This window comes from Thermoplasmataceae archaeon, assembly GCA_038729425.1.
Classification (GTDB): domain Archaea; phylum Thermoplasmatota; class Thermoplasmata; order Thermoplasmatales; family Thermoplasmataceae; genus B-DKE.
Map to the genome: position 1 here is coordinate 235,470 of JAVYSB010000002.1, position 25,074 is coordinate 260,543.

Genomic DNA, 25,074 nt, shown 5'->3' on the forward strand with positions numbered 1-25,074 from the left:
CTATTTTTGGACGTGCATATAATGAAGGAAATAACAATAGACAACAAGATAATGGGCTATATTGCTATTTTTGAAAGGCTGACCCATGTTGAACTTAAGGAATGTTTGGAGAATGACGAGATGGTACTGTTTATAGTTGGCGAAAAGAGGCTGGCAGACATATTCAACCGGAACAAGAATGTTGTATCTGAACTTAAGGAGAAGGTCAACAAACACATACTTATGGCCGAAACTTCCAGAGACCTTCTAATGTTTGTGAAGAACCTATTTTACAGGTACGGAGTAAAGGAAATTAACATAACATGGAAGGAGAACGTAACGGACATACTTGTTTCTGTGGAGAGTTCAGAGATAGGGAAGGCAATCGGCAAGGAAGGCAAAAATATAAAGCTGCTGAGAGACGCGGTGGGAAGGTTCTTTCCAATTCATTCCATAAATATCAAACAATAATGTAGCCAAATCAGCGAGCTTATAATTCTACTTCCACGACCTTTCTTCTCCTTTTTGCCCCGATTACAATCCGGACTGATGTCGGTGACACCCTATAAAATCCAGCAATCTGCCTGATAACGTCTATGTTGGCCTTGTTTCTTTCCATGGGTTCCTGAGTATAAATCTCCAGGCCTGACGCGCTTTGAGAAACCCTGGCCGGACCGCGATGCACTTTTACATTCACTTTCACATAATCCAGATGAGAATGGCGTCCGTAAAGTTATCGCCATCTGGTCTCAGGCATAAATAATTAAACCTAAACTACAATTATCATTCCATGGACCACAGGTCAGTCACTGCGGAAGATTACCTCAAAATTATAGATGAATTGACCTTATACAAGGGGTTTGCGACACTGAATGACATTTCAAAATTTCTTTCTGTAACCAGACAAAGCGTATATGATGAGATGAACATCCTGATCGAACAAAAGCTAGTTGAAAGAACCAATAAGGGCGAATACGTGCTTACACCAAGCGGGAAAAAGGAGGCAAATATTTTCCTCAGGAAACACAGGATTGCAGAAATACTGCTCAGCAGGTCTATTAATATGCCCTGGAACTTGCTCGACAGTGAAGCAATGGGCATTGAGCACGGAATTACAGAAAATATTGCAAAGCTGGTCTGCGACACTTACGGATGCAAAACGTGCCCTCATGGAAACCCTGTACCGGACGAAGATGGTAATGTTACTGATCCGGATGACCTTTTCTTCAGGGACCTTAGACCGCTTTCCAGGTTCAAGATCTCAAGAGTCATTTTTGAAAGCAGTGAAGTCCTCAACTTCCTTCATAAACATGACCTTCTCCCTGGTAGCACAATAGAGGTCGGGGAAGACGGAGAGGTACTGGTATCAGGAAGTGGTGGGAGGGCGTCTGTGCCGGAGTCGATATCTACTGCAGTAAAATACATAGAATTCTGACTGTTTGACTTTTTAAAGAACGCCTGATGAGCATAAGAGATAAGGTCACATCTTTAAGTATGACTTTGAGTTGTCAGGTTAGCCTTACGTGAAACAAAATGTACATTTCTCTGAGCCTGCAAATCGGGTTTCTATATAGCCACAACAGTTTTGATGGGCGTGAGTGAAACGATCTCATTTTCAAGGTTGAAGGAATACCTGAAATTTTTTGGGCCTGCATGGCTGGTCATGATTGCAGATATGGATGCAAGCAGTACAATAGGTGCAGCAGAGACAGGTGCGCTGTTCAAATATGGGCTTATCTGGTTCATGTTTCTGCTTATAATCCCACTTTATCTTGTTCAGGAGACATCCGGTCGTATAGGAACGGTGACGCGGAAGGGGCTAGGTGAAATCATAAGAGAGAATTACACCAGGAACACGACCCTGCTGATGACGATTCCAATGGCAATAACAGACATGGTCACGTACGCCGTTGAATATATCGGAATTGCAATTGGTCTCGACCTTCTCGGCATTCCGGGTATCGTTGCGCTCCCATTTGTCTATGTCGTGAACATTTTGATTGTTACCAGGAAGAAAGGGATGATGATAGAAAAGATACTTCTTGCAATAACGTTAGTCCTCATAGCCTCATTCGTGGCGGTTCTCTTCATAAGGGGGATTATGCCATACAGCCCGGTATATTTCTCCCCCAGGCCAAGTTTCCTGTTTATTCTGGCTGTCAATGTAGGAGCTGTAATAATGCCATTCATGCTCTTTTTTCAGACATCAGCTACAGCAGAGAAGGTGTCAAAGGTCAGGCTTGCAGGAAATTCCGGAGCCCCCGCAGATAGCACTCTTGAACATAGTGAACTAAAGTTCACGCGATCGGCGTTGCGTTCGATGCGCACAGAGACGCTTGTCGGTGCGGTGATCAGCGAGCTTCTCATGGTAATTGTGGAAATGACAATGAGCGGTGTTTCTGCCGATACCAATTTCGCATCTGCGAGGCAATTATCCACTGCACTGTCAGTGGTCGCTAACAGTTATTCTCCCTACCTCTTTGGGATCGGATTGATAGGATCTGCATTTCTCGCACTGGTGGTCATTTCTCTTGGGAGTGCATGGGGTCTTGGAGAAGCGCTTGGGTTCGGACGGAATGGAAAGAATCTGATCTATATATTTGAGAGCCTTCCTTCGCTTGCTGCTGCAATGATAATCCCCCAGTCCATGTTAATAAGCTCAACTCTGTACATCCTGGTGTTTTTTGTCTTCGTTCTTGCCGGTCCGGCAACCATAACGGGTCTTATTGCACGGAATAAGAGGATAATGGGGGAATACAGGAGCAGCAGGCCGAGAGAAATTGCTTTCTGGACCAGTATAGGCGTTGTTATCTTCTTCGGAATTCTGGCGATCGCATAACTGATCTGACTGGAAGAAGACCATTAAGTGCAAATTTGTTGGCACAGGTTTATATTCGTTCATTAAATGCAAGGTAACCAATATGCAACCAGACAGCCAATTTGATGAAAGTGATCAGCAGGTCAGGGTGATCCTGCCAAACAAGAGAAAGGGAGAAATGTTCGGGATAGTGGAAAAACTGTCCGGTGCATCAAGGCTGACTGTCATGTGCGAGGATGGCTTTACTAGGAACTCCAGAATCCCTGGAAAAATGAAGAAAAGGATGTGGATCCGCGAGCATGACCTCGTAATTGTCAAACCATGGGAATTCCAGAACGAGAGAGCTGACGTTGTGTACAGATATACACAGACACAGGCTAGTTACCTCAGTAGAAACAATTTGCTTCCTGATGTCATAAATATCTTTAAGTGAGTATGGTAGAAGAAAGATCAGCGCTGAAACAACTTATTGATTCCGGGGAGTTCCTCAACAGCTTCAACCTAGATAGAAAGACTTCAGGGCTCGTTTTCGATAAGAGAACGCTAAAATCAATTTATGAACTTAGCAGCAAAGAAGGCATAGACTATATCGATTTTCCCATATCTAGCGGCAAGGAGTCTGTGGTTTTCAAGGCTTACATTAGGAAGAAACCCGCAGTCCTGAAGGTTTACAAAATGTCCACTCTTAAGTTTTCCAACATCAGTATTTATATTGAGGGGGACCACAGGTTTTCCAAGGAGCGGCTAAGCCGTTCGAATATGGTTTTTATATGGGCTAAAAAAGAATATACGAATCTGGATGAACTGAGACGTGCAGGCATACCAGCTCCTAAACCAATCTCGTTTCACAAGAATCTGCTTCTGATGTCCTATATCGGCACAGGAAGGATTCCTGCCCCACCTCTACGAAATGCCTCTTTTGATGCTCGCGAAGTATACAACATCCTCAGAGAATACATGCGACTTCTTTATCAGAAAGCACACATTGTGCATGCAGATCTCAGCGAATACAATATACTGTACTATCGCAAAAAGCCATATTTTATTGACATGGGGCAGTCGGTGTCAACCTCACATCCATCAGCAGATTTTTTCCTCCAAAGAGACGTAAAGAATATAACTCATTATTTTATTAAGAAGGGTATAGATAGCACAGCCGATGAACTTGAATCTTATATAAGGGGCGAATTGTAAATTGGAAGCTGGAGTAGTGTTAGTTCCGAAAGAAAGACTGCCGATGATCATAGGAAGAGAGGGGATGACCAAGAGGAAGCTTGAAAAGCTTGGTAACGTGGCACTTAACATAGATTCAGCAGGTGGTTTAGTATCTGTCGAACAGAAAAACGATGCCCTGAAAGCAAACCTTACCCTTAGCGTCGTTCACGCCATATCACGGGGGTTCAACCCAGAAGTTGCATTTTCCATCTTCGACGATTATATGCAATTAATCGTGATCTCGCTAAGAGACTTTGCAAAACCAGGTTCCAGAAGGATTGAAGAGATCAGGGGGCGTATCATCGGAAGAGGTGGGAAGACTCGAAGGGTGATAGAGAGCCTAACTTCGACGCATATATCCGTGTACGGTGACACGGTTTCCATTATCGGTGATTACGTTTCAATTCAGTATTCAAGGGAGGCCATAAGCATGATCATTTCAGGAAAGAAGCATAGGTCAGTTTATCAGTATCTGGAAAAGAAAGCCAAGGAAATCAAATTCAAAAGGATCGAGGAGTCTTTTGGATAAAAGGAACGGCACATAATTTTTTTTCGCATTGTAATTCTTTCATTCAGGAATCTAGCAGGCAAGGATATAGGCTGAGGGGGTTAGCTAAGGGAATCCCCCATGCACTTACGGTCTGTAATGTCTGAGTTCTTCTGGAACGAATTTTGTGTCTAAAATTCACCTCATTCCCCGACCGCTATCCCTCATATAAATTATCAACAAGTCTTATATGATTTTTCAGCATCTCCCTTTGAAGCGGGGTAGGGTAGTTAGGAAATCCCGACGGGCTCATAACCCGTAGATCAATGGTTCAAATCCATTCCCCGCTATTTTTTTCTCAGGTTTTCAGTTATTTTATCAACCAGTTTTGTGAAGTCAGATTCCCCGAAAGGGGGATTCACCCCTATTCCAAGGGATTCAAGCTTTATCCTGGTTGTTCCCCCGATGGCATAAACCGGAAGAGTTTTCATTTCATAAGGCTTGATCAGATCGAACAATGTTTGTGCTTCCATGGGCGATGTGACAATGATCCCCATGAACCCTCTCTTCTGGATCACTTTCACAATTAAGCCTGCATTTTCTGCTCTTGTAACTTCATAGATATGAAAGTCCTTGGCAATAACCCCTGCTCTGTTCAGAACGTCAAGGAGGAGGGAATCGGCGTTCTTGCTTCTGATTAATGCGACCTTTCCAATGTCACCCGGAAAAGATAAGATGAATTCCGCAAGTCCAGCTGAATCTTTTTTCTCAGGATATATCGCGGTATATCCCATTCTTTCGAGAGCCATAGCTGTTTTCTCCCCTATGGCAAACATTTTCATGGACGAGTCACGTATCACGTGTGGATATTCGGCCAGGAATATTCTCACGCCGACTTCGCTGGTAAAGACCAGGGAATCTGGACTGAAACCAGTTATCTGTTTTTCTAAAGTGATGTCGTGTCCGTAACTCACGATTCTTGTCAGAGGGAAATTTCTGATTAAAATCCCGTTTCGTTCAAGAACGGATTTACTTTTCTCTGCGGGTCTAGTCGAGACTAAGAAATTCTTGATCATATCCCCTATCCAAGAGCGCCATATCCAAAATTCTTGGGGAGCTCATTTCTTATAGAATCAAGATAGGCGTCAAGATCAGCGTCGTTCATGATCACCCCGCTGAAATCCATATGATTGATCAGGTCCATGGAGTAAAAGCGCGAGACAACGTAGTTGTAACCAGAAACAGATTTACTCAGCACGCCAACTGGGGATGAGCATCCAAGGTTCAGACGCTGCATCACTGACCTCTCAATTTCCATATTTTTTCTTGTCTCCCCATGATCTATCTTCCTGAGTATTCCTTTTGTGTCCCCCTCAGTGGAAGATACCACGGCGATAATGCCCTGGTTGGGGGCAGGTAGAAAATCAGTCACGGGGAGGGGGAAATGTTTTTCAGTGATTCCCAGTCTTTTTATTGCGGCGGATGCAACAATTATTCCATCGTACTCCCCATCTTTATATTTTGCGATTCTTGTATCTATATTCCCACGGATGTTCTTTACGATAATATCGAATCGCTGCCCTCTCAATTCCGCAGTTCTCCGAAGGCTAGAGGTCCCAATTCTAGATCCATATGGTAGAGATTCAAGCGACTTGCCGGCTATCAGCACATCTCCAGGGTCCTCTCTGGGCAACACCGCGGAGATTTCCAGGCCCTCCTCCAGCTTTGAGGGGATATCCTTTGCACTGTGAACGGCACAGTCGACCTTTCCCTCCAGGACCAGTCTGTTTAATTCGCGGACAAAAACCCCAACCTCACCCAATCTGAAAATAGCGCTCTCGCGGCTTACGTCCCCCCTGGAAAGGTGTTCTACCACACTTGATTTATACCCCTTTTCAGCTAAAAACGACCTGACCAGTTCCGTCTGGATAAGGGCGAGCTTGCTGGGTCTTGTTCCCAATTTTATATCTTGCATGACTTCAAAGATTCCTCCATTTTTGCAATTGTTAATTCCACATCATTTTCACTATGCGCAAAACTCATAAAGTTGGTTTCAAAAGTACTTGGTGGCAAAAAAATACCTTTGCTTAACATCTGATCGAAGTATTTCTTGAATAGTCTAATATCCGCAGACATGACTTCACGATAATTCTCTGCACTTTTTATATTAAAGAATACCTGATACATGGAGCCTATGGAATTTATCGCACCGTTTATATTTAATGTTTGCATAATTGAACGCAGTCCTTCCACAAGCTTCGCCGTCATGCGAGAGAGATTCTGGTAACTGGATTTACGGAGTTGATCAAGCGTGGAATATCCAGATGTCATTGTGAAAGGATTGCCTGAGAACGTGCCTGACTGGTACACGGGTCCCTCAGGGGAGATCATGTCCATAATGTCTCCTCTTCCGCCGAAAGCTCCCACTGGCGCGCCACCTCCAATAATCTTTCCAAGTGTTGTGAGATCAGCTTCAACTCGAGCAATGTCCTGATAGGGAGAAAAACCAAAACGAAATCCTGTTATGATCTCGTCAAGGATCAGAAGAGCATCATTTTCTGTGGCCAGTTCTCTCAGTCCTTTCAAAAAACCATCAGCAGGCTTCACGACTCCGATGTTGCCCATGATAGGCTCCACGATCAGTGCGGCTATTTCTCCCCGGTTCTGCTTGAATGATCTCGATACAGAATCCAGATCGTTATAATCAGCAATCGCAACAGTCCTGGATACCTCGTCCGGTATACCTGGAGATGAGGGGACACCGAAGGTAAGGGCACCGCTTCCCGACTTAATGAGTGCATAGTCATGTGCGCCGTGAAAACAGCCCTCCATCTTAATTATCTTTTTTCTCTTCGTGTATGCGCGAGCAAGCCTAATTGCGTGCATCGTTGCTTCAGTACCAGAGTTTGTGAATCTTATCTTCCTAATGGTACGGGAAGCAGTCGTGATAGTTCTGGCGAGCCTTATCTCGTCCTCTGTGGGTGCTCCGAAGAGGTAACCATTTTCCACCCTCTTTTGTAGGGCCTGCACCACCTCCCTGTTCGCATGACCAAGAATCATGGCCCCGAAACCCAGTGAATAATCGACATATTTTCTGCCTTCCACATCCCAAAGGCTGGAGCCGCTGGCCCTGGTTATGAACACAGGGTTCGGCTTATAGTATCTGACCGGAGAATTTACACCGCCGGGAAATAACCGTGAAGATTGTCTGAATAATTCAGCAGAATCCATTGTTAGATATCATAACTGGTGATTTATCTTTTTGTAACCGGCTTGTAACTCATTTTACACTGTTAGAAGTTTGTGAACTTCAACCGTCAACTAAATCTTTACAGATCAAATATGGCAACGGTAATGCCGGAGTATATTTCTGTGGAAACTTCTATCGCAAGTTCGGTCATAAAGGACCTTAGGAAAAGAAGACTGATAAGAACAGACCTGAAGATTACCAGATCTGGAAATAATGTAATGATTCCTGTAAAGTCAGCACCTCCTGATTATGCAAAGGATATTATCACTGAAGGGGGGAGGTACAGAGAAGTCCCGAAATCACCCTATGGCCGGGTACTCGACCTTGTGTTAGGCGAAGGAATTCCGCGTGAAATGGTTCCGGATAAATGGATAAGGTACGGAGACTCAATTGCGTTGAGACTGAATGGGAATATGGATTCTCAGTATGCGATCGCTGGAGCATACGCGAAAGTATTAGGCGTTAAAACAGTCTACAGAATTGACGGGGGTATTAGAGGAGAGATCAGGGAACCGACGATGAAACTCATATACGGACCTGGTGGTGAGGTTCAGCACACTGAAAATGGAATCAAGTACGAGTTTGATCCTTCAAGGGTAATGTTTTCGCCAGGGAATGTAAATGAAAGGGTATCCATGAAGAATTTCCCCTCCAGGAAGCAGAGGGTGCTGGACATGTTTGCCGGGATAGGCTATTTCTCGCTTCCCGTAGCAAAGTACACAGACCCTGAGCTTGTCCAGTGCTGCGAAATCAATCCGATTTCTGCGAGATTTCTCAGGGGCAACTCCGAAATAAACAATGTTTCAGAAAAAATTAAGATTTCTGTGGGCGATGTGAGGCTACTCAAAAGTAACATACGTTACGGCCTGATAATCATGGGAAATTTTGAGTCCGCCAGCTTCATAGCTAAGGCACTAAGCATGGCGGGTGACCGATGCACAATAATTCTGCATCACCTAGTCTCAACAGACAGACTGATCACGTTCAGGCGCGAAATGAACAGACGCTTCCTGAGTTTCTCGTATGTTCCCAGTATAATAGATAGCCACATTGTCAAATCAGTGGGCCCAAACTATTACCACGTCAGTACGACTATTGAGGTAACCAGGATCATATGATCAGATATCTGTCACCTATTCAGTCTGGGAAATACCATTCTGGAGAATTGCTCTTATATGAATTCCGTAAAAAATTAATTGATTAAGTATTTATATGATAAAAGGATAGAACGCGAATAAATGTTCAGAAATAATTACAATAAGAAAAATTCGGTTAAAAATCGTAACAGGAATGGAAGCGCGGACTATTACGAGAAGAATAGGCCAAAGAGAGTAAAGAGGTTGGATATGAGAAAGACGGACGAGTTCAACTTCATGCTTGGGAAGATCGTCGAGGAACTTCCAGATAGCATTAGAGGTGCAATAAGGGGAAGCATTTATTCAATAGCTTCCAAAAAGGGCACCAAGGAAGCCAAAGATTTTATCTCAAAGAAACACCAAGAAGGCATTATTGGAGACAAAATGGAGCAGAAGCTCATTGATCTTGTTTTTGATTACAGCAAATTCAGGTAATCCGGTACATGGACAAACTTAGGGAAAAGGTTGAAAAATACATAAGAATGGAGGAAGAAGCTCTTTCTAAATTGCGGATTTCTTCCCCAAAAAATTCATTTGCTGGAGAAATGGGATCCAATTTTATGGAGATGATAATGAGCTATTTCTCAGACGCAAAACACTTTTACAGCGAGGGAAATTATATCGACGCCTTCGCCGCACTGAACTATTCCTACGGGTGGATCGACAGCGGGGTAAGGATCGGCATCTTTGATGGCGGTGAGGATAATCGTCTGTTTACATTGCTCAGGTAGAACAATTTCCGGTTCTCAGAAATGTTTAATAGGATTATTTAAATCAGCGGTACACACTGAATACTGATTTGACATATGTTTCGGGCCCAATACGAGCCAATGTTGTCGGATCGGCGTGAAGATGCTAAACTGGTAAAGGCTGATTGAATGAGTGCAACCGAAAAGACAAAACAGGAAAATTTCCTGTACATAGTACGAATTGCAAATCGTGACCTAGATGGAGAGAGGTCAGTATATCTGGCCCTTTCTGATCTCAAAGGAGTGGGACACAGACTTGCCGACATAATGATCAATGCTCTTGATTTGCCAAGGGATAAGCGCATTGGTGAACTCTCTGAAGAGCAGATAGAGAAACTGAGAGAATATGTTGAGGCAAAGGAATATGAGGGTATCCCGGAATGGGCTCTTAATCACAGGCGAGAGATAGTAACTGGGAAGAGCCTTAACCTTGTGTCAAACGAATTGGATATTCAGGTTCAGGACGATGTCAACGCGATGAAGAAAATGCGTTCATACAAGGGTGTAAGACACGAAAAAGGTCACAAGGTCAGGGGACAGAGAACTCGATCAAATGGCAGAAGGGGACTGGCTATTGGAGTAATAAAGAACAAGGAAGGCCAGCAGCAATAAGGTGAATATGAATGGGTGATCCTAAATTTCCGCATAAGAAATTCTCAAAGCCACGGCATCCGTGGGAAAAGACAAGAATAGACGAGGAGAAAGAGGTCGTCAAGAAGTATGGGCTCAAGAATAAGAGGGAGCTGTGGAGAACGCAGTCCATACTGGAATCTTTCAGGGCACAAGCCAGGTATCTTCAGGCAAAGATCAGATACAACGACGAGAGGGCTACAAACCAGTTCCGATTAATGATAAAGAGGCTAAGCAGATACAGTATCCTTGGAGACAACGCTTCACTGGACGACGTACTCTCACTGAATCTTGAAAGTATCCTTGAAAGGAGGTTTCAGACACTTGTTGCCAAGAAGAATCTTGCGAGAACCCCAAAGCAAGCCAGACAACTCATTACACATGGGCACGTCTTCCTAAATGGTAGAAGGGTTACTATTCCTGGTATACTGGTGGAAGGAACTGAGGAAGATTCGATACAATATTCTGCGGGATCGCCACTGCTTGATGAACTTCACCCCATAAGGCAAAGCATACTCGGGGTAAGCGGCACTGCCGAGGACGAGAAGGAACCTGAAGAAAAGATGACCGATGAAGATAATGCCGATGAAAAAGTCAATGAAAGTGAAGCCGAAGAAAAGGGTGATGCTCAGTGAATAAGACTGGAGTCGCCCATATATTTGCATCGCAAAACAACACCATAATCCTGGTTACGGATACTACCGGCGCTGAGACGCTTGCCAAGGCAACAGGCGGCATGGTAGTGAAGAATGACAGGGACGAATCAAGCCCATATGCTGCCATGAAGGCTGCTGATCTTGTTGCGGAAAAACTCAGAGAGAAAGAGATCACCGAACTGATAATCAGGGTAAGGGCGCCAGGAGGAAACAAGTCAAAGATTCCAGGCCCGGGGGCGCAATCTGCCATAAGAGCCCTGTCAAGAGCTGGGTTCAGGATCCTCAGAATTGAGGAAGTGACCCCTGTTCCCCATGATGGAACGAAGAAGAAGGGGGGAAAGAGGGGCAGGAGAGTCTGATTTTCATGCCGCTTAAAATAATTGAACTTACGGACAATTTTGCAAGATTCTCGATTACTGATATAACTCCATCGATTGCAAACTCACTAAGAAGGACGCTGATTAACGATATCCCGAAACTGGCCATAGAGAAAGTCACATTTCACCACGGGCAGATCAGGGACTCAGAAGGAAACGTGTATGACTCTTCGCTTCCGTTGTTCGATGAGATCGTAGCACACAGGCTTTCCATGGTTCCACTTATAACCGACCTAACAATGAATTTCAGAGATGAATGTACCTGCAATGGAAAGGGATGTTCCCTTTGCACGATGACATATTCTGTTAACAGAAACGGACCTGCGACTGTAATGTCTGGAGATATCCAGCCAATAGGAAATCCTGACCTCAAGCCTGCTGATCCGGATATACCAATAGTGAAACTCGGTAAGAACCAGGCCATGATTGTAAGCGCCGAGGCAATTCTTGGGAGGGGAAAGGATCACGCCAAGTGGCAGGTCACGTCTGGCGTATCTTACAAATACCACAGGGAATTCATAGTTAAGAAACCAGATTTTGACAGGTGGGAAGAGTTAAAGACTGCTTGCCCGGAATCTGTATTGAGAGAAACTGGCGATGAAATTGTTTTCACAGATGATTCGCCTTGCAGAAAGCTTTCAGAGTTATTCGAAACTGATGGCGTGAAAATAGTTGAGGATGATACTAGGTTTATATTCAAGTTTGAGACCGACGGATCGCTCAAGGCAATAGACGCCCTGAATTATGCACTGAAGAGGATACCGCAGAGACTCAATGTGCTTCTAAACAGCATGGCTGTGCCAGACTGAAAGATTCGTGACAAGCGGTACACATTCTGGGTTCTGAGTCGCTGAGGCACTCTTTATATATCTTTTTACGCTGATTGTGTCGCGAACATGGATAGAATTCTCGAGATATTTATTGATGCCGGTATTGAAATAATGGAGAAAATCGATAGCCTAAACTCATCTTCAGTCAAACAGGAAATAACGGGCATGGGCGCGGACGGAACGCCAACAAAGTATCTGGACAAGGTGAGCGAAGATATTGTTCTCAGCGCCATTTATGAAAATGATCTTCCATACAATATTGTTAGTGAGGAAGTTGGGTTTATCGACCGTCACTACGAAAATAACCTTGTTATTGATCCACTTGATGGTACTTTCAACGCTGAAGCTGGCATCCCGTTTTATTCCCTCTCCGTGGCAGGCACTGGAAGTACAATAAGCGATAACAAGATTGCCTTTGTGATGGATCTGGCGAATGGCGATTACTTTCACTCGATACCTGGAACTGGAGCATTTCATGGCAGGAAGAAAATAATGACTTCAACCGATTCAAGAGGTTATTTTTCTCTCAGTGCAGATTATGCCTCCGATACAATAACTGAAAAACTATTGAGACGTGCCAAAAAAATCCGAACGCTCGGATGTGCTTCCCTTGAGTTGGCTACACTTGCGTCAGGTGGGCTGGATATGGTTGCTTACATTGGAAGGAACAACTTTATAAGGAACATAGACGTTGCAGCCGGTATTGCCATAGTCCGTGAGGCTGGCGGTGTAGTCGTCGATCGAGATGGAAATCAGTTCGACATGGGGCTTGATGTGTCGAAAAGGAAAAACATCCTGGCTTTTTCCAGTGAGAAATCAAAGGGTGAGATATTATGAAGGTTGCGTTCATAATCAGGCGTGACTGCACCAGATGCGCGAAAATTGTTGGCAGAATAATAGAACTGTTCCCACCAGATTGGGAGGCCGAATTTGATAAGGATACAGCCGACCTTGTCGGCAAAGAGGGTAAAGACATAGGGGAAATAAATGCTGATATCATAATTACAATTGGAGGTGACGGAACAGCCCTCAGAGCACTCCAGATGGCCAGGGGGCCCATTCTCGGTATAAACATGGGTGGCCTCGGTTTTCTCACCGAGATTGAAATAGGGGAAATAGAAAAGTCAATTTACCAACTTATAAGGGGTCAGTACCAGATCAAGGAGAGCCTGAAGCTAGACGTGAGAGTAAACGGTATAAGGCAGATTGATTGCACAAACGAAGCTGTAATTTATACAGGTAAAATCGCCAAATTGAGGAAATTCAATGTTTATGTTGGCGATAATTTTATTGAGGGAACCGGCGCCGATGGGGTTATTATTGCCACGCCAATGGGTTCGACCTCTTACTCATTCAGTGCGGGGGGCCCAATACTTCTTCCAGATCTCAAGGCCATGGTCATCTCGTATCTCGCCCCGTTCGGTTCCAGGACACGGCCGCTGATCGTGCCGGCCGGGGAGACGATCAAAGTAAAACAGATAGGAAAGGAGCAGGACGGGATCCTTATTCTTGATGGGCAGTCACATGTCCCGCTCAATCCCGGTGATACTGTGGAAGTGGCTGTGTCTGACGAAAAGGCAAGATTCATTTCGCTGAAGGGCACGTTTTACGAGAAACTCAGGGAGAAATTGATAAAACTTGTGGTCAATTAGACGTAGGGTACTTAGAATGATAATGGAAGCATCAAGGGATTCTATGCCCAAGGAATTTGGCGCATATCTCAGAGCGGAAAAAAACGTCATTTATGAGATAGCAATTCTTCCGGGAACCATTCAGGGAGACAAGCACACGATTTTTCAGACATACAATAAACCAATAGATTTCTCAATTGTTGGGAGCGTTCACTCTCATCCTTCCGGAGTTACGCTGCCATCCGATGCCGACATACATATGTTTCAGAACAGTGGCCCCATCCACCTCATAGTTGGCTACCCCTTCCGATTGAGCGATTATTCCGCCTACAATCAGGATGGTAGGAAGACGGAGATTAAAATTATATGAGGTGCACGATCAGCCGGGTTGTGTGCCTTCACTGTTTCAGGTTCCTGCTAAACAGATCATGGTCTTCTTTCTCATATTCGTCATAACCGATGATATTGTAATATTCTTTGCGGGTCATCAGTTTGTCCAGAAAGCTTGTCTGTGTTCCGAGTTTGATGAGGTCAGTATAGACTTCCAGTGCGTTCTTGAGAAATGCCCTGAAAACTGTCAGTGGAAAGATCACCATTCTGTAGCCTGCTTCCTTTAGCTCTTTCACAGACAGTAGTGGGCTCTTCCCAAATTCTGTCATGTTGGCCATCAGTGGACCGTTCACCCTTTTGGCAAACTCAATGAACTCATCTTTTCCTTCTAAGGCTTCTGTAAAGACCGCGTCTGCTCCGGCCTCGAAATAATTGTTTGCTCTAGCTATGGCATCTTCCAGTCCGTTTACAGATCTGGAGTCTGTCCTGGCAATGATCATGAAATCTGGGTCATTCCTAGCTTCCACGGCCGCTCTTATCTTCGAGATCATTTCTCTGGTATCTATGATCCTCTTTCCGTTCAGATGTCCGCATTTCTTTGGCAGAACCTGATCCTCCATATGAACTGCCGAAACACCTGCACGCTCCATCTCCCTTACTGTTCTTGTAACGTTGATAGTCTCTCCAAATCCCGTATCTATATCTGCGATCAGGGGCGATCTGGTGACGTTTACGATTTTCCCGGCTTCAGCCGCAACCTCGGTGAGCGTTGTCACTGAAAGATCAGGAAAGCCCATGGCTCCAGCGACGCCTGAACCAGAAAGGTAAGTGGATTTGAAGCCGGCCTTCTCAGCTATCATGGCCGAGATCCCGTTGAATACTCCGGCTGAGAAGACAAAACCATCATTGACCTGTCTTCTGAGTTCTGAAGGGCCAAGATTACGATTGTCTCTCATTACGGACGTTCTTAATCACCTCCATGAGTTCTACCGCGTCACTTCTGTCAAAACGTTTTGCCAGGTCCACGACCTCATTCGCGCTCCTCTCGCTCATAACCTTCATTCCCTTGGCAAGGACATCATCCCATGTATAGGGTTTCCGGTGGTGTCCTTTGGGAACGTCAAGTTCCTCAGCGATCGTTTGCTTGTCAGTTTCCACTGTAATCTTGACTGGTAGGAATTCTGGATACATTCTGTTGAACCGTTCCGTCACCGTATAACTGGATTTATCAATCAGGGAAAGTATCTTTGGGTCGTTCAGAAAGTGCTGCTTATAAGAGTCGGGTGTCGGATCTCCGTAAACAAGTGAATAGGCTACCAGATATGGCATACTGTGGTCTGCGGTCTCCTTTGTCTGCGGTCTAAGTTTTTCAGGATCCTTGATAATGATCTTGTTAGCTACTTCAAACGTTTCCACGGATATTTTCCTGATACCGCCCGTAAGTTTACCACGAATCTTCAGTGCGGCTTCAACGGCACTCATGGCATGGTATTCAACGGGGTAGTTCTTAATCATGGTCCTCATGACTCTTCTCTTCCCGATCGAGAGAACCAGTGGGCCGGAAACCTGTTTTATAAATGCCATTTCCCCGTTGAATATCGGTGATGGTCCCGTAAATCCATTCAGAGCAAGACAAGCAGCGAACACAGTGTTCCTTGATGCATTGGCCGCAGTGGTGCCTTTCCACATGCTGAGTTCTCCGGCTCTAGTCTGCCTCATGCTTATGTTATTGTTTATGCCTAGATTCAGGAGATTCTCAAAGTGTGATTCATCCATGTCGAGCAGGTTTCCAATTCCTGCGGCGGATGAAATGGATATATATGTGACGTGGTCCCATCCCCTGTCCCTTATAGAAACAGCATCTGACAGAGATCCTACCACCTCATAGGCGACATCTATAGCCTTTATAATGTCGCTTCCTGACGATTCAAAGGGCTCTGCCATAGCCAGGATTGGAGGGATGTTATCAGAAGGATGGAGAGCCTCCTTAGACAGATATGTGTCACTGTAATCCAGGTACCTGGTCATGGACCCGTTCAGGAAGGTAGCTATGTCAACAGATGCTTTTTCCCCCGTGAAGAATATAGTGGAATTGTATTTTCCTTTGGAGGGGAGAAGCGCCTTTCTCTCCAGCATCACAGGTTCAGAATTCGAGGCAGCATATGCTACAAACAGTGAGTCTGCGATTCTCTTCTTGATCTCATCCGCTCTCTGCGTGTCAATTCCCTCGCTTTTTACCTCTGCAGAATAATTAAAAATGTCACCAACTACTGGGTCCATAAATATGGATATGCAGTCCTTATAAATAAAAATCAGTGAGGTTTCAACAGCGTTCAGGATGGAAATACGTTGCTTTAAGGAAAATGTGACACGAAGTTGTAAAAATTTACATGATAATTTCTGATAAACGATGCGCAAAAAGCAAAATACCCAAATCGGCCAGCGTTTCACTTCTTGGTTGCCTGCCTGGTTTTATCCGATAAAAGAAGTTCCGCAATAAGGAGTATGATGGCAGCTGCCAGCGAAGTAACGGCTGCGTATATGTATGAACCAATCACGCTTATGACAAAGATTACTCCCATAACCAAGTTTGAAACGAAGAGTCCTATGGCCCTGCTTGAGCTGAGCCATCCCATTCCGGATGACATTTTCTTAGCCTTGGTTACAGCAGCTATCATCACCGGTTCGAATGTTTCTACCGATCCCGTTGCAAAACCAAGACCAGCCGCCCCAATATAGTAAAGGTAAATTCCTCCCTGAAAGGCGTACGAAAGGCCTATGATCAGCGAGGAAACTGCGGCAAGCAAGTACCCTAGTGACCAAAGCGTTCTTAGCGGTTTCTTTCCCCTCAATGTTCCAAGCAAGAACCCGGAAAATGCCGATACGCTGAGGTATACGCCGAATGTAAGTATTCCGAAAACATAACTTCCAGTTGCAGCTGAAACCGTTATGACTGGAAAACCCATGGCGTAATAACTGAAGCCAAACAGGGTAGCCGAAACGATTATTGCCCTGAATATAAAATTATTTTTCTGGATGGCGGGGTCATCTTCATCTTGAGCATTCATCGTCTCGGACCTGATTTTTTCTGCTGTGTAATCTTTGTGTTCGTCGGTTCCCGCCATTGCCAGGCATACACTCGAAACAAGTATCGGAACACTGGTTATCAGGATAATTTCCTTCAGAGACACGCCAACAAGGATAAGTACGACAGAGTAAGAGACGGCAATAATTCCACCTCCTATGTCAAGGGCATGAAGGAATCCAAAAATGTTCGATCTGTACGCCGGATCAGATATTTCAACCATCCATGCCCTCCTGGCCGGAGTTCTGAAATATCGTGCCCACCAACCGAATATGAAAAGTGCACCGAGAATATAGATGTTACTGAAAAGGACGCTTATGGACATCAGCGGAATCAGAAGGTTTCCAATCAATGAAATGCCTTTCTTACCATATTTTTCTCCAAGTATTCCTCCGATAAGAGAGAATCCGGAACCAGCTCCGAAACTGATCGCCAGTAGTAAACCGTAGATGTAGGCTGGCTGATGCATCTGTACTACCAGCAAGATGGCGAAAACCGCCGTCACAGCCTGATAGCCAGCATCCGCAAAAAAAGCTGAGAAAGATAACAGTGCAACGTTTCTGCTCAGGTACCTTCTACGATCTTCTGGCATGACTGTGTCCGAACAGCTTATCATAACGGTGTTGAATAATATTTTGCCAATACCTGCTCTCTTCGCCGGGTATTCCTGATTTCTATTCCGGGATTAATATGTATAAATGAATTCTCCCTTATCATCAGGAAAACTGGAGGAAATTCATGAAAGAAAATATTTGCTTCCCTGGCTTTATAATTAAGATATGGGGCATTTAAATAACATACGAAATACGGGCTTATTTAATACGATCTAGATCCGGAAAGGACGCAAGAAAAAATAAATGCGAGCATAATGTGATGATCACGAGCTTAGTATTTTTCGTAGCCTTTGCCAGGTGTCATTAATTATCTTGGGGGATTACAACAGGTCATTATCAGCAACAACGTCATCCAAGTATCTGATTTCGAGATTTGCTGCAATTTTAAATGCAAGTTCATCACCGGGATCGTGATGATCTAGGGCATTAAATAACCCGATAAAGTCTTCGACCATGCTCCTCTGTTTGGTCGACCCATAATATGCTAACAGCGGCCTGTAGATATCCTTTGCTGTTTTGCGATATCTGTTTCCTATTTCATAGCGTCCAATTAGGAAAGGAAGCAGTGAAGCTACCGAAGAACTGATGGGAAACTGGCTGCATGTCTTGTACAGGAAGGAGTAATAGGAGAGAGTTGACAGCAGCGGTTGGTTTATCAGATCGGGGCCGGAATTGTTGATCTCACCAAGGCTGTTCATGAGCTGGTGGCTGAACATGTATTCTTCATACGTGATCTGTGAAAGCGAGAGCAGGGATTGAGAGTCGTCGGCATCGGGCATTCTAGCAGAAAGAACTGCCACATTTCCAGAAATCTCCTTCAGCAAAAGCCTGTTCTGAGAAAGGAAGAAAATAAACCTCTCAGTAGGTAAGGAGCCACTTTCCATAGAAAGGGTGAGCTTCCCGTCGACGATCCTATCCATTACATTCCCGTTCTTTGCCACCATCTTATTAAAGGTATCAAGCATAAACAGTATGGATATTCAGACACACTATTAATTTTGGCGATCTCGATCAAATGTATTATCCCTATAAATTAGTCTTCCGATACCTCCAGTAAAATAGGAAGTCGTAGAATATCTTGACTCCCCCTGCAGAAATAAAAAGGAGGGGAGGATAAAGTTCAAAAAAAGCCCCGCCTATGGCTGGTCCAGGGATCTGGAAGAAGTTCCTTACCATCACGAACCTGGAATTTGCCTTGACCCTCTGATCATGAGGGATCAGAGTGTTTACGAAACTGTCTCTCGCCGGGACGTCCATCTGGCTTGTAGTCTGCCTGAGATACAGGAGGGCTTCAGAAATTACGAGGGAATGAAGGATGGGTATCAAAATAAGAAATACGTTGCTCACTATGTGAGTATACACCATAGTCCTGACAAGGCCCATCCTGTTAGATATCGCTGATGAAATGATGATGGAAAGCGCAGTAACGATGTTAACAATCACAAATATCAATCCCACCTGGGCAAGCGAAACTCCGTAAACGATCTTGAACCATAGGGAGATCATTGACGTTATAACCAGCCCTCCTCCCAGAGAGTCTAGTGAGAACAGGAAGGAGAGCATGGGAACATCAGGGTTTTTTGCCTCACTCTTGATGGGGGCAATTCGGTCTTTATGCCTGAAAGTGATGGTTGAGGTGCTGTAGGTTATAAACTGAACGAAGGAAAGGACGAAACAGATCTCGTAAAAGAATTCAATATTCCCATGATAAAGGAGGAAAATCACGCCTGACGCCACGGCTGCAGAAGCATACGATCCGAAGTTGTAAATCGCGAATGCTACGTTCTTGCTCCTCCTCTCCTGCTCCACTATGCTTATGGAGTACTGTTCAATCGCCTGGTTGTTTGTGAAGTCCTTTCCTGACAGGGGTATACCTCCTATAATAATTGAGAGAATGTAGAAAGGGAGCGTTCGCAAGGTGATTAATAAGAGAAGAGATAACGTCAGAAGTGCACTTAGCAGGATAAGTTTTAATCTGTCACCTATGATTAGCCTTGAAAAGCCGTAAACAAAGAACGTCGAGACAACCCCGCTCATCATTATTATCAAAGCGATATAGACAGCCGGGACTTCAAAGCCAGAAAGATAGTACGGGGCCGTTATGGCAAGAATGGAGAAGATGAACGTTCTCGCTGTCCTATTGATGGAAATCAACTTGGTGGATGCCTGCATTTCACTTCCTTATCGGTACAGTAGTAAAAAAAAGTGTGGGAGATAGAAACACCCTAGTTTGGGTTCTATATACTTTTATTAATTCATTACAGATACAAATCACAGAATCAGATATGAATATAACTTACCGGAGCGGAAGAATAACCGTCTCGCAAGGCAGCGGTGGGGAACCAGGCGCTTCTTTTCCCGCTTACACCTATTCCGAACTGAAAGCCAGATACCCTGAAGCCGAAGATATGGTTTTCCAGGATCAAAAGCCAGTAAATCTTAAGATGAAAGGCACGCTGAGGCCATATCAGGTTGAATCTATTGATCAGTGGGAAAAAAACGGCTGCAGAGGAATAATAGTCCTTCCAACTGCAGCCGGAAAGACACATATAGGCATGGAAGCTATAGCGAGGCTTTCCTGCAGCACTATCATCATAGCACCAACAATAGAGCTGATTACGCAATGGAGGTTGAAACTCTCTGAGACATTCGAGACCGAAATAGGGCAGATAGGTGGAGGGATTCGGGAAATAAGGGATATTTCTGTATGTACCTATGATTCTGCATTCCTAATGGCAGATATGCTTGGGAATCGATTCAAGTTCCTGCTTATTGACGAGGTCCATCATCTTGCTTCGGAGCAGTTCCGGCAGATAGCCGTCAAATTCGCGTCACCGTTCAGGATGGGTCTTACAGCGACATATGAGAGGACGGACAAGCTCCATGAAACGCTAGAGGATGTCATGGGAGGAAAAATCTTCGAGATGGGCTACAAGGAACTGAGCGAATATATAGCTGATTACAAAATCATCAGGCTTCCTGTGGAGCTTACCCCGGAAGAAACAGATGAATATGAACGAAACAGGGACATTTTCACGAACTATCTGAGGAGCCACAGTGTCAAGCTTGGTGGACCTTGGGATTTTGAGAAGTTTATCATGAGATCTTGGTCAAGGGAAGGGCGTGAGGCACTTAATGCCTGGAGGCGTGCAAGGGAAATAGCTTTCAATTCAAGAGTAAAGATCGATGCGGTGAGGTACGTCCTGCGCAGGCATCCCGGGGAAAAAATAATCGTGTTTTCCGAGGACACAAACACGGCTTACATGATATCCAGGGAGTTTCTTGTTCCAGCACTCACTTATCTGACTCCTATCGGTGAGAGGAAGCATTACCTTGAAATGTTCAAAAATGGAGATGTATACACCATCGCGGCTTCTAGGATCCTGGACGAGGGAGTTGACGTACCGGACGCTTCCGTGGCTATCGTTCTCAGCGGTTCCGGGAGCACAAGGCAGTTCCGGCAGAGGCTTGGACGGATACTCCGGCCAGGAGACTCGAAGAAGAGCACCATGTACGAGGTAGTGACAAGTGGCACTTCCGAATTTGGGACTTCAAAAAGGAGGCGCAAAGGTGTTCCCGAACGAATTGATGCAGATTAGACGCACGAAAGATGGCCGAGTTTTCCCAGTTTTCCTGAAGGATGAGGAGATCCGTTATTGCACAGATATCAACAGCATCTTTAGATCCAGTAAAGGGAGGACGAGAGGTGAAATAGAAAGGGAGATTCGGGAACTGGAACTGAGGTCTGAGAAGCATAAAATCGTCAGGGCACTTGGAGTTATTATGACCAGGAGAACCGTTTTCGTTCCACCGACACATGTGCCTGCTTCCGAGATTCGCGACTTTCTTTTCAAGCGTGCAAGGTTTGCCGTATTCCGAGAGGAAGAAAAAGATGTCATTCTTCAGGCAGCTTCAGATGAATTTCACATAACGAAGGAAGAAGTGGTATTGGGAATGTACGGAGATAAGGAATCGGAGCAGGTAATCGAATCCTCGGCAGTGATGGATGATCACGATCTGGCCAGGGAATTCAACATGGAGATGCTTGAGACCCTGCTGTCCAGGTCCATCAGCCTTAAAGTCACCGGTGAAATTGACTGGCAAGGGATTTCAACCGTAGCAAGATTAAAGGGAATCGAAGCCAGGATTAAGACAGATGCCGGTCTACCGGTGGAAATTCAGATCTTTCCGCCTTCAAATGGGAGAGGGAGAGGTAGCGGTGGGATGTCGGCATTTCTCGAGCTTGTGAGAACAGTCATGATTTCAGTGAACTGGGCAATAGAAGCGCAGGTCCTCATTGAAAACAAAACCTGGGGCAGGAAGGACGTTCTCTGGCTTCACCTGGGAACAGAATCCTTGTATTACCTTCCAAAAAAAATCGAGGTCAGCACAATTGATATCCCACCATGGGTAAGATTTTCACGCGAGATCTTGAAAATTGGAGAAAACACATATTTTCCGTCATTTGAAATAAAACTAGCTGACAGGAAATACTTTGTATTCATATCCGGACCAAAATATATTGAGGACGACTTAAAAATGTCTCTTGAACTTGAGAAAGCCGGGATAAATTTTGTCGTAGCTGTCATCAATCACAAAACAAGGGAAGCGAGAAACCACTGGCTATTCTACAGCGGTGCGCTAAACTGGGACGCTTTGAGGGATTCCCTGGCGGATTCAAAGACAGCTCTGAGGCATAGAGATGATCAGAACAGGACAAAAAAGATGGAAAATGAGTTGGACAAGGATCTGATTAACGAGGTTAAGATGAACATTGAAAAGCTTTACCCGGATTCAGACAGGATCGTTGACTATATAGAATCGAAAGGGCTCATCGCAAACAGGGTTCTCACTGCGTTAGGATACAAGGTTAGGTGGAATGGCCTTCAGATGGTTGTCAAGCGATAAACCCTTTGGGAAATAGGATGCTAGATCACAATATGAATTTCCAATTAGCTCCCAAAGCATCCTATACAGGTGCCGGTTCCTATAAAGGTTTAATAGCTGCAATACATGCTATTATGCGTGGGAGAGAAGATCCAGAACACAGGAGACTCCAGACGAATTAAGGTTTTCATATCAAATTCATACCTGGACCGGTCTATCGCGATGAAAGTTAGGAACAGGCTCGGTGAATACGGCATAAACGTTTATATCGCGCATAACGAACGCGATGTTTCACCCCTCATTCAGGAAAAGGTATTGGAAAATATCTCAAATTCCACAGTGTTCGTACCCCTGCTTACGAAGAATTTTTTTTCATCTGAATGGACAATGCAGGAATCTGGTGCAGCCATTGCTCTGCAGAAGGGTGTGATTTCTGTTTCCATAGATGCAGATCCTGTTGGATTTCTGTCCAGGTTTGACAGCGTAAAGACGAAGAGGGAAGCTGACGGCTCCGTTTCCGGTGAGGATCTGTCCAACGCCCTTCTCAAGGCGATGTTCAAGAGGAACATGATCGGGGCGTCAGAGGTAATTGATGGTCTCGTTAATGCCATGAGCCTTACTGAAGCAAACTACGCAGCTCAATTTCTTAAGGAAATCGATGATGCGGGAGGAATAGATGCAGACAGTGCGGCCAGGTTATTTGTGGGCGCCTTGGACAACCTTATGATAAAGGGCAGTTTTAAAGCTTCAAAAATTCTATCTGACATTCTCTTGAAATATAAAGATAGCTTGCCCAAGGAAACTGTTGAACTTCTCAGCCAGAAGAAGATTTTTTGACGATCCAACCAGTCGTCTGGTGAATATGTATCCGGTCACCTGAAGGAAAAGTTAAATAGTTCGATTGCAAATATATAACCGGTCATAATGAGCAAAAGAAGACTTGGCAAAGATGACCTGGAAGAAACAGCCAGCTACGACGAACTCGAAAGGACAATTTTTGGGGACGAAAACAAGCAAAGAAGGAATTATTCAGGGAACAATTCTCGTTCGATCTCTCGGAAATAGGGTTGCCTCCCTGATATTCTGAAGATTGCATAATATCATGGTGAGTCTCTCTAGACCGAGACCGAATCCAGCGTGCGGTGGCATTCCATACTTGAATGCCTTGATGTAGAAGTCGAAGTCGTCAGGACTAAGCCCTTTACTTAGAAATCTCTTTGTCAGGAGGTCGGGGTCATGTACCCTCTGGGCTCCTGAGGTAATCTCTTTTTCGTTGTATTGAAGATCAAATGAATTTGACACTTCAGGGTCATCAGGAGAAGGCATGGTATAGAACGCCCTCAGCGAAGATGGCCACTCAGTGATAAAGTAAAATCCTGGAAATTGCGATCCTATCTCTTTCAATTGATCAGGGGAGAAATCGTCGCCGAATCTGACAACAATATCTCTTTTTCCAAGGAATTCAATGCACTCCCGGTATGTAACCCTGGGAAACGGTAAGTTAGGTATTTCGAGCCTGATGCCAGTTCTCTCTATTTCCGGTCCAAGTTCATTGATAGCTGTCTCTATCCCCTCTTTCACGGCATTTTCAAGCATAAACATGGCATCATTATGGTCCGCGAAGCTCATTTCTATGTCCACGGATGTGAATTCATTGAGATGTCTGACTGTGTTGTGTTCTTCAGCTCTGAACGCGGGACCAACTTCGAACACCCTATCGAACCCAGCAGACATCATGATTTCCTTGTACAGTTGCGGCGACTGGTTAAGAAATGCTTCCCTCTCAAAATATTTTACAGGGAAAAGATCAGCACCACCCTCTGTGGCCGCTGCGACGATCTTTGGGGAATGGATCTCCACAAAATTCATTCTATGGAAGAATTCCCTGATACCCCACAGCATCCTGCTCTCTATGGCAAAAATGATAGAGTTTTCTGGCTTTCTGAGGTCTAGGAAGCGATTGTTGAGCCTGGTTTCGAAATCAGCTGAGACAGGATCGTTTATGCCAAGCGGAAGGGGTTTTTCAGATCTGTTGAGAACGGAGACTTCATTCGCGATTATCTCAACGTTGCTCGTGCTCTTGCCTTTCTCTGGCATAGTGCCCGTTACACACACTACGGATTCCCGATCTATTTCCCTGATCTCAGCGTAATTTGCCAGCATGTCAGGTTTAAGTGTTACCTGAAGTGTACCTGTATTATCTCGGAGAATCATGAATGAAATATTCTTGAGGCTCCTTATTTCCTGTACCCAGCCACAGACTCTAAGCTGCGATCCGGCAGGTTTCTCTGACACTTTACCGACATAGGTCCTTTCCATGGTTGGGTCAGGTCATTAAATTATATAAAAATAGGTTATAGCAACAAGTTTCTTCATATCCGTAATAAACAAACTAATCCG

29 protein-coding genes and 1 tRNA gene are annotated in these 25,074 nt (G+C 44.7%); 20 read left to right on the forward strand and 10 right to left on the reverse strand.

What is annotated here, in order from left to right; genetic code table 11:
* Positions 1 to 21: 21 nt before the first annotated feature.
* A complete protein-coding gene (locus tag QW597_03060) occupies positions 22 to 450 on the forward strand; it encodes a NusA-like transcription termination signal-binding factor (GenBank protein MEM0155567.1) in 429 nt (142 codons plus the stop codon).
* A gap of 19 nt (positions 451 to 469) precedes the next feature.
* Here the strand turns inward: QW597_03060 and QW597_03065 are convergent, their stop codons facing one another.
* Positions 470 to 682 carry a DUF167 family protein gene (locus QW597_03065; protein MEM0155568.1) on the reverse strand — a complete coding sequence of 71 codons (213 nt, stop codon included), beginning with the start codon at positions 680 to 682 and terminating at the stop codon, positions 470 to 472.
* An 87-nt stretch (positions 683 to 769) separates the two neighbouring features.
* Here QW597_03065 and QW597_03070 point away from each other — a divergent pair, with 87 nt between their 5' ends.
* From QW597_03070 to QW597_03095, 6 genes are all read left to right on the forward strand, one after another.
* Entirely contained in the window at positions 770 to 1,414 is a 645-nt protein-coding gene (locus QW597_03070; GenBank protein ID MEM0155569.1) for a metal-dependent transcriptional regulator, read from the forward strand.
* Between the two features lie 159 nt (positions 1,415 to 1,573).
* A complete protein-coding gene (locus tag QW597_03075) occupies positions 1,574 to 2,818 on the forward strand; it encodes a divalent metal cation transporter (protein MEM0155570.1) in 1,245 nt (414 codons plus the stop codon).
* An 82-nt stretch (positions 2,819 to 2,900) separates the two neighbouring features.
* Positions 2,901 to 3,230: a translation initiation factor eIF-1A gene (gene eif1A, locus QW597_03080; protein MEM0155571.1), complete on the forward strand. Its 330-nt coding sequence runs from the start codon at positions 2,901 to 2,903 to the stop codon at positions 3,228 to 3,230.
* Between the two features lie 2 nt (positions 3,231 to 3,232).
* Complete coding sequence (locus QW597_03085; GenBank protein ID MEM0155572.1) at positions 3,233 to 3,991, forward strand: serine protein kinase RIO; 759 nt, start codon at positions 3,233 to 3,235, stop codon at positions 3,989 to 3,991.
* 1 nt (position 3,992) lies between these two features.
* Positions 3,993 to 4,541: a KH domain-containing protein gene (locus QW597_03090; protein MEM0155573.1), complete on the forward strand. Its 549-nt coding sequence runs from the start codon at positions 3,993 to 3,995 to the stop codon at positions 4,539 to 4,541.
* A 233-nt stretch (positions 4,542 to 4,774) separates the two neighbouring features.
* A tRNA-Met gene (locus tag QW597_03095) sits at positions 4,775 to 4,849 on the forward strand.
* Here the strand turns inward: QW597_03095 and QW597_03100 are convergent.
* From QW597_03100 to hemL, 3 genes are read right to left on the reverse strand one after another with little or no spacing between them, the layout of a single operon-like run.
* Entirely contained in the window at positions 4,847 to 5,575 is a 729-nt protein-coding gene (locus QW597_03100) for a uroporphyrinogen-III synthase (protein MEM0155574.1), read from the reverse strand. The two genes, QW597_03095 and QW597_03100, sit on opposite strands and share 3 nt — an antisense overlap.
* 5 nt (positions 5,576 to 5,580) lie before the next feature.
* On the reverse strand, positions 5,581 to 6,474 hold the full coding sequence (gene hemC / locus QW597_03105) for a hydroxymethylbilane synthase (GenBank protein ID MEM0155575.1): 894 nt from the start codon (positions 6,472 to 6,474) through the stop codon (positions 5,581 to 5,583).
* Positions 6,462 to 7,730, reverse strand: a complete 1,269-nt coding sequence (gene hemL, locus QW597_03110) for a glutamate-1-semialdehyde 2,1-aminomutase (protein ID MEM0155576.1) — start codon at positions 7,728 to 7,730, stop codon at positions 6,462 to 6,464. The genes hemC and hemL overlap by 13 nt, the downstream gene beginning before the upstream one ends.
* A 123-nt stretch (positions 7,731 to 7,853) precedes the next feature.
* Here hemL and QW597_03115 point away from each other — a divergent pair, with 123 nt between their 5' ends.
* The 10 genes from QW597_03115 to QW597_03160 all read left to right on the forward strand — a co-directional run bounded on the left by QW597_03115 (position 7,854) and on the right by QW597_03160 (position 14,128).
* Positions 7,854 to 8,867, forward strand: a complete 1,014-nt coding sequence (locus QW597_03115) for a methyltransferase (GenBank protein MEM0155577.1) — start codon at positions 7,854 to 7,856, stop codon at positions 8,865 to 8,867.
* Positions 8,868 to 8,987: 120 nt separating this feature from the next.
* Positions 8,988 to 9,320, forward strand: a complete 333-nt coding sequence (locus QW597_03120; protein ID MEM0155578.1) for a hypothetical protein — start codon at positions 8,988 to 8,990, stop codon at positions 9,318 to 9,320.
* 8 nt (positions 9,321 to 9,328) lie between these two features.
* Positions 9,329 to 9,616: a DUF357 domain-containing protein gene (locus tag QW597_03125; protein ID MEM0155579.1), complete on the forward strand. Its 288-nt coding sequence runs from the start codon at positions 9,329 to 9,331 to the stop codon at positions 9,614 to 9,616.
* 147 nt (positions 9,617 to 9,763) lie between these two features.
* Entirely contained in the window at positions 9,764 to 10,246 is a 483-nt protein-coding gene (locus QW597_03130) for a 30S ribosomal protein S13 (GenBank protein MEM0155580.1), read from the forward strand.
* Between the two features lie 11 nt (positions 10,247 to 10,257).
* Complete coding sequence (locus QW597_03135; GenBank protein MEM0155581.1) at positions 10,258 to 10,899, forward strand: 30S ribosomal protein S4; 642 nt, start codon at positions 10,258 to 10,260, stop codon at positions 10,897 to 10,899.
* A complete protein-coding gene (locus QW597_03140; protein MEM0155582.1) occupies positions 10,896 to 11,279 on the forward strand; it encodes a 30S ribosomal protein S11 in 384 nt (127 codons plus the stop codon). Before QW597_03135 ends, QW597_03140 begins: the two co-directional genes overlap by 4 nt.
* A gap of 5 nt (positions 11,280 to 11,284) precedes the next feature.
* The gene (locus QW597_03145) at positions 11,285 to 12,106 is read left to right on the forward strand and encodes a DNA-directed RNA polymerase subunit D (protein MEM0155583.1); all 822 of its coding nucleotides are present in this window, start codon (positions 11,285 to 11,287) and stop codon (positions 12,104 to 12,106) included.
* 87 nt (positions 12,107 to 12,193) lie between these two features.
* Positions 12,194 to 12,964: an inositol monophosphatase family protein gene (locus QW597_03150; GenBank protein ID MEM0155584.1), complete on the forward strand. Its 771-nt coding sequence runs from the start codon at positions 12,194 to 12,196 to the stop codon at positions 12,962 to 12,964.
* Entirely contained in the window at positions 12,961 to 13,779 is an 819-nt protein-coding gene (locus tag QW597_03155; protein ID MEM0155585.1) for an NAD(+) kinase, read from the forward strand. The genes QW597_03150 and QW597_03155 overlap by 4 nt, the downstream gene beginning before the upstream one ends.
* 16 nt (positions 13,780 to 13,795) lie before the next feature.
* Positions 13,796 to 14,128 carry a Mov34/MPN/PAD-1 family protein gene (locus QW597_03160; GenBank protein MEM0155586.1) on the forward strand — a complete coding sequence of 111 codons (333 nt, stop codon included), beginning with the start codon at positions 13,796 to 13,798 and terminating at the stop codon, positions 14,126 to 14,128.
* 28 nt (positions 14,129 to 14,156) lie between these two features.
* On the opposite strand, the gene prpB is transcribed toward QW597_03160, so the two are convergent.
* The 5 genes from prpB to QW597_03185 all read right to left on the reverse strand — a co-directional run bounded on the left by prpB (position 14,157) and on the right by QW597_03185 (position 19,959).
* Positions 14,157 to 15,044: a methylisocitrate lyase gene (prpB, locus tag QW597_03165; GenBank protein ID MEM0155587.1), complete on the reverse strand. Its 888-nt coding sequence runs from the start codon at positions 15,042 to 15,044 to the stop codon at positions 14,157 to 14,159.
* Positions 15,028 to 16,368 carry an MmgE/PrpD family protein gene (locus QW597_03170; GenBank protein MEM0155588.1) on the reverse strand — a complete coding sequence of 447 codons (1,341 nt, stop codon included), beginning with the start codon at positions 16,366 to 16,368 and terminating at the stop codon, positions 15,028 to 15,030. The genes prpB and QW597_03170 overlap by 17 nt, the downstream gene beginning before the upstream one ends.
* A 167-nt stretch (positions 16,369 to 16,535) precedes the next feature.
* Positions 16,536 to 17,765 (reverse strand): MFS transporter, encoded by a 1,230-nt coding sequence (locus QW597_03175; protein MEM0155589.1) that lies wholly within the window; start codon positions 17,763 to 17,765, stop codon positions 16,536 to 16,538.
* Positions 17,766 to 18,107: 342 nt separating this feature from the next.
* Positions 18,108 to 18,752 carry a hypothetical protein gene (locus QW597_03180; protein ID MEM0155590.1) on the reverse strand — a complete coding sequence of 215 codons (645 nt, stop codon included), beginning with the start codon at positions 18,750 to 18,752 and terminating at the stop codon, positions 18,108 to 18,110.
* 61 nt (positions 18,753 to 18,813) lie between these two features.
* Complete coding sequence (locus QW597_03185) at positions 18,814 to 19,959, reverse strand: MFS transporter (GenBank protein MEM0155591.1); 1,146 nt, start codon at positions 19,957 to 19,959, stop codon at positions 18,814 to 18,816.
* A gap of 113 nt (positions 19,960 to 20,072) precedes the next feature.
* Here QW597_03185 and QW597_03190 point away from each other — a divergent pair, with 113 nt between their 5' ends.
* The 3 genes from QW597_03190 to QW597_03200 all read left to right on the forward strand — a co-directional run bounded on the left by QW597_03190 (position 20,073) and on the right by QW597_03200 (position 23,511).
* Positions 20,073 to 21,386, forward strand: coding sequence for a DEAD/DEAH box helicase (locus QW597_03190; protein ID MEM0155592.1), 1,314 nt, complete (start codon positions 20,073 to 20,075; stop codon positions 21,384 to 21,386).
* The gene (locus QW597_03195; protein ID MEM0155593.1) at positions 21,358 to 22,695 is read left to right on the forward strand and encodes a DUF790 family protein; all 1,338 of its coding nucleotides are present in this window, start codon (positions 21,358 to 21,360) and stop codon (positions 22,693 to 22,695) included. The genes QW597_03190 and QW597_03195 overlap by 29 nt, the downstream gene beginning before the upstream one ends.
* Before the next feature lie 117 nt (positions 22,696 to 22,812).
* Positions 22,813 to 23,511: a toll/interleukin-1 receptor domain-containing protein gene (locus QW597_03200; protein ID MEM0155594.1), complete on the forward strand. Its 699-nt coding sequence runs from the start codon at positions 22,813 to 22,815 to the stop codon at positions 23,509 to 23,511.
* Positions 23,512 to 23,703: 192 nt separating this feature from the next.
* Here the strand turns inward: QW597_03200 and aspS are convergent, their stop codons facing one another.
* Positions 23,704 to 24,993 carry an aspartate--tRNA(Asn) ligase gene (aspS, locus tag QW597_03205; GenBank protein MEM0155595.1) on the reverse strand — a complete coding sequence of 430 codons (1,290 nt, stop codon included), beginning with the start codon at positions 24,991 to 24,993 and terminating at the stop codon, positions 23,704 to 23,706.
* Between the last annotated feature and the right edge of the window lie 81 nt (positions 24,994 to 25,074).

Excerpts from the sequence above, each read along its gene's own strand:
- QW597_03130 (MEM0155580.1), top strand. The coding sequence starts at position 9,764 with ATGAGTGCAACCGAAAAGACAAAACAGGAAAATTTCCTGTACATAGTA.
- QW597_03160 (MEM0155586.1), top strand. The coding sequence starts at position 13,796 with ATGATAATGGAAGCATCAAGGGATTCTATGCCCAAGGAATTTGGCGCA.
- aspS (MEM0155595.1), bottom strand. The coding sequence starts at position 24,993 with ATGGAAAGGACCTATGTCGGTAAAGTGTCAGAGAAACCTGCCGGATCG.
- QW597_03170 (MEM0155588.1), bottom strand. The coding sequence starts at position 16,368 with ATGGACCCAGTAGTTGGTGACATTTTTAATTATTCTGCAGAGGTAAAA.
- hemL (MEM0155576.1), bottom strand. The coding sequence starts at position 7,730 with ATGGATTCTGCTGAATTATTCAGACAATCTTCACGGTTATTTCCCGGC.
- QW597_03085 (MEM0155572.1), top strand. The coding sequence starts at position 3,233 with ATGGTAGAAGAAAGATCAGCGCTGAAACAACTTATTGATTCCGGGGAG.
- QW597_03060 (MEM0155567.1), top strand. The coding sequence starts at position 22 with ATGAAGGAAATAACAATAGACAACAAGATAATGGGCTATATTGCTATT.
- hemC (MEM0155575.1), bottom strand. The coding sequence starts at position 6,474 with ATGCAAGATATAAAATTGGGAACAAGACCCAGCAAGCTCGCCCTTATC.
- QW597_03155 (MEM0155585.1), top strand. The coding sequence starts at position 12,961 with ATGAAGGTTGCGTTCATAATCAGGCGTGACTGCACCAGATGCGCGAAA.
- QW597_03125 (MEM0155579.1), top strand. The coding sequence starts at position 9,329 with ATGGACAAACTTAGGGAAAAGGTTGAAAAATACATAAGAATGGAGGAA.
- QW597_03150 (MEM0155584.1), top strand. The coding sequence starts at position 12,194 with ATGGATAGAATTCTCGAGATATTTATTGATGCCGGTATTGAAATAATG.
- QW597_03180 (MEM0155590.1), bottom strand. The coding sequence starts at position 18,752 with ATGCTTGATACCTTTAATAAGATGGTGGCAAAGAACGGGAATGTAATG.
- eif1A (MEM0155571.1), top strand. The coding sequence starts at position 2,901 with ATGCAACCAGACAGCCAATTTGATGAAAGTGATCAGCAGGTCAGGGTG.
- QW597_03115 (MEM0155577.1), top strand. The coding sequence starts at position 7,854 with ATGCCGGAGTATATTTCTGTGGAAACTTCTATCGCAAGTTCGGTCATA.
- QW597_03190 (MEM0155592.1), top strand. The coding sequence starts at position 20,073 with ATGAATATAACTTACCGGAGCGGAAGAATAACCGTCTCGCAAGGCAGC.
- QW597_03185 (MEM0155591.1), bottom strand. The coding sequence starts at position 19,959 with ATGCAGGCATCCACCAAGTTGATTTCCATCAATAGGACAGCGAGAACG.
- prpB (MEM0155587.1), bottom strand. The coding sequence starts at position 15,044 with ATGAGAGACAATCGTAATCTTGGCCCTTCAGAACTCAGAAGACAGGTC.
- QW597_03175 (MEM0155589.1), bottom strand. The coding sequence starts at position 17,765 with ATGCCAGAAGATCGTAGAAGGTACCTGAGCAGAAACGTTGCACTGTTA.
- QW597_03100 (MEM0155574.1), bottom strand. The coding sequence starts at position 5,575 with ATGATCAAGAATTTCTTAGTCTCGACTAGACCCGCAGAGAAAAGTAAA.
- QW597_03120 (MEM0155578.1), top strand. The coding sequence starts at position 8,988 with ATGTTCAGAAATAATTACAATAAGAAAAATTCGGTTAAAAATCGTAAC.
- QW597_03135 (MEM0155581.1), top strand. The coding sequence starts at position 10,258 with ATGGGTGATCCTAAATTTCCGCATAAGAAATTCTCAAAGCCACGGCAT.
- QW597_03145 (MEM0155583.1), top strand. The coding sequence starts at position 11,285 with ATGCCGCTTAAAATAATTGAACTTACGGACAATTTTGCAAGATTCTCG.
- QW597_03070 (MEM0155569.1), top strand. The coding sequence starts at position 770 with ATGGACCACAGGTCAGTCACTGCGGAAGATTACCTCAAAATTATAGAT.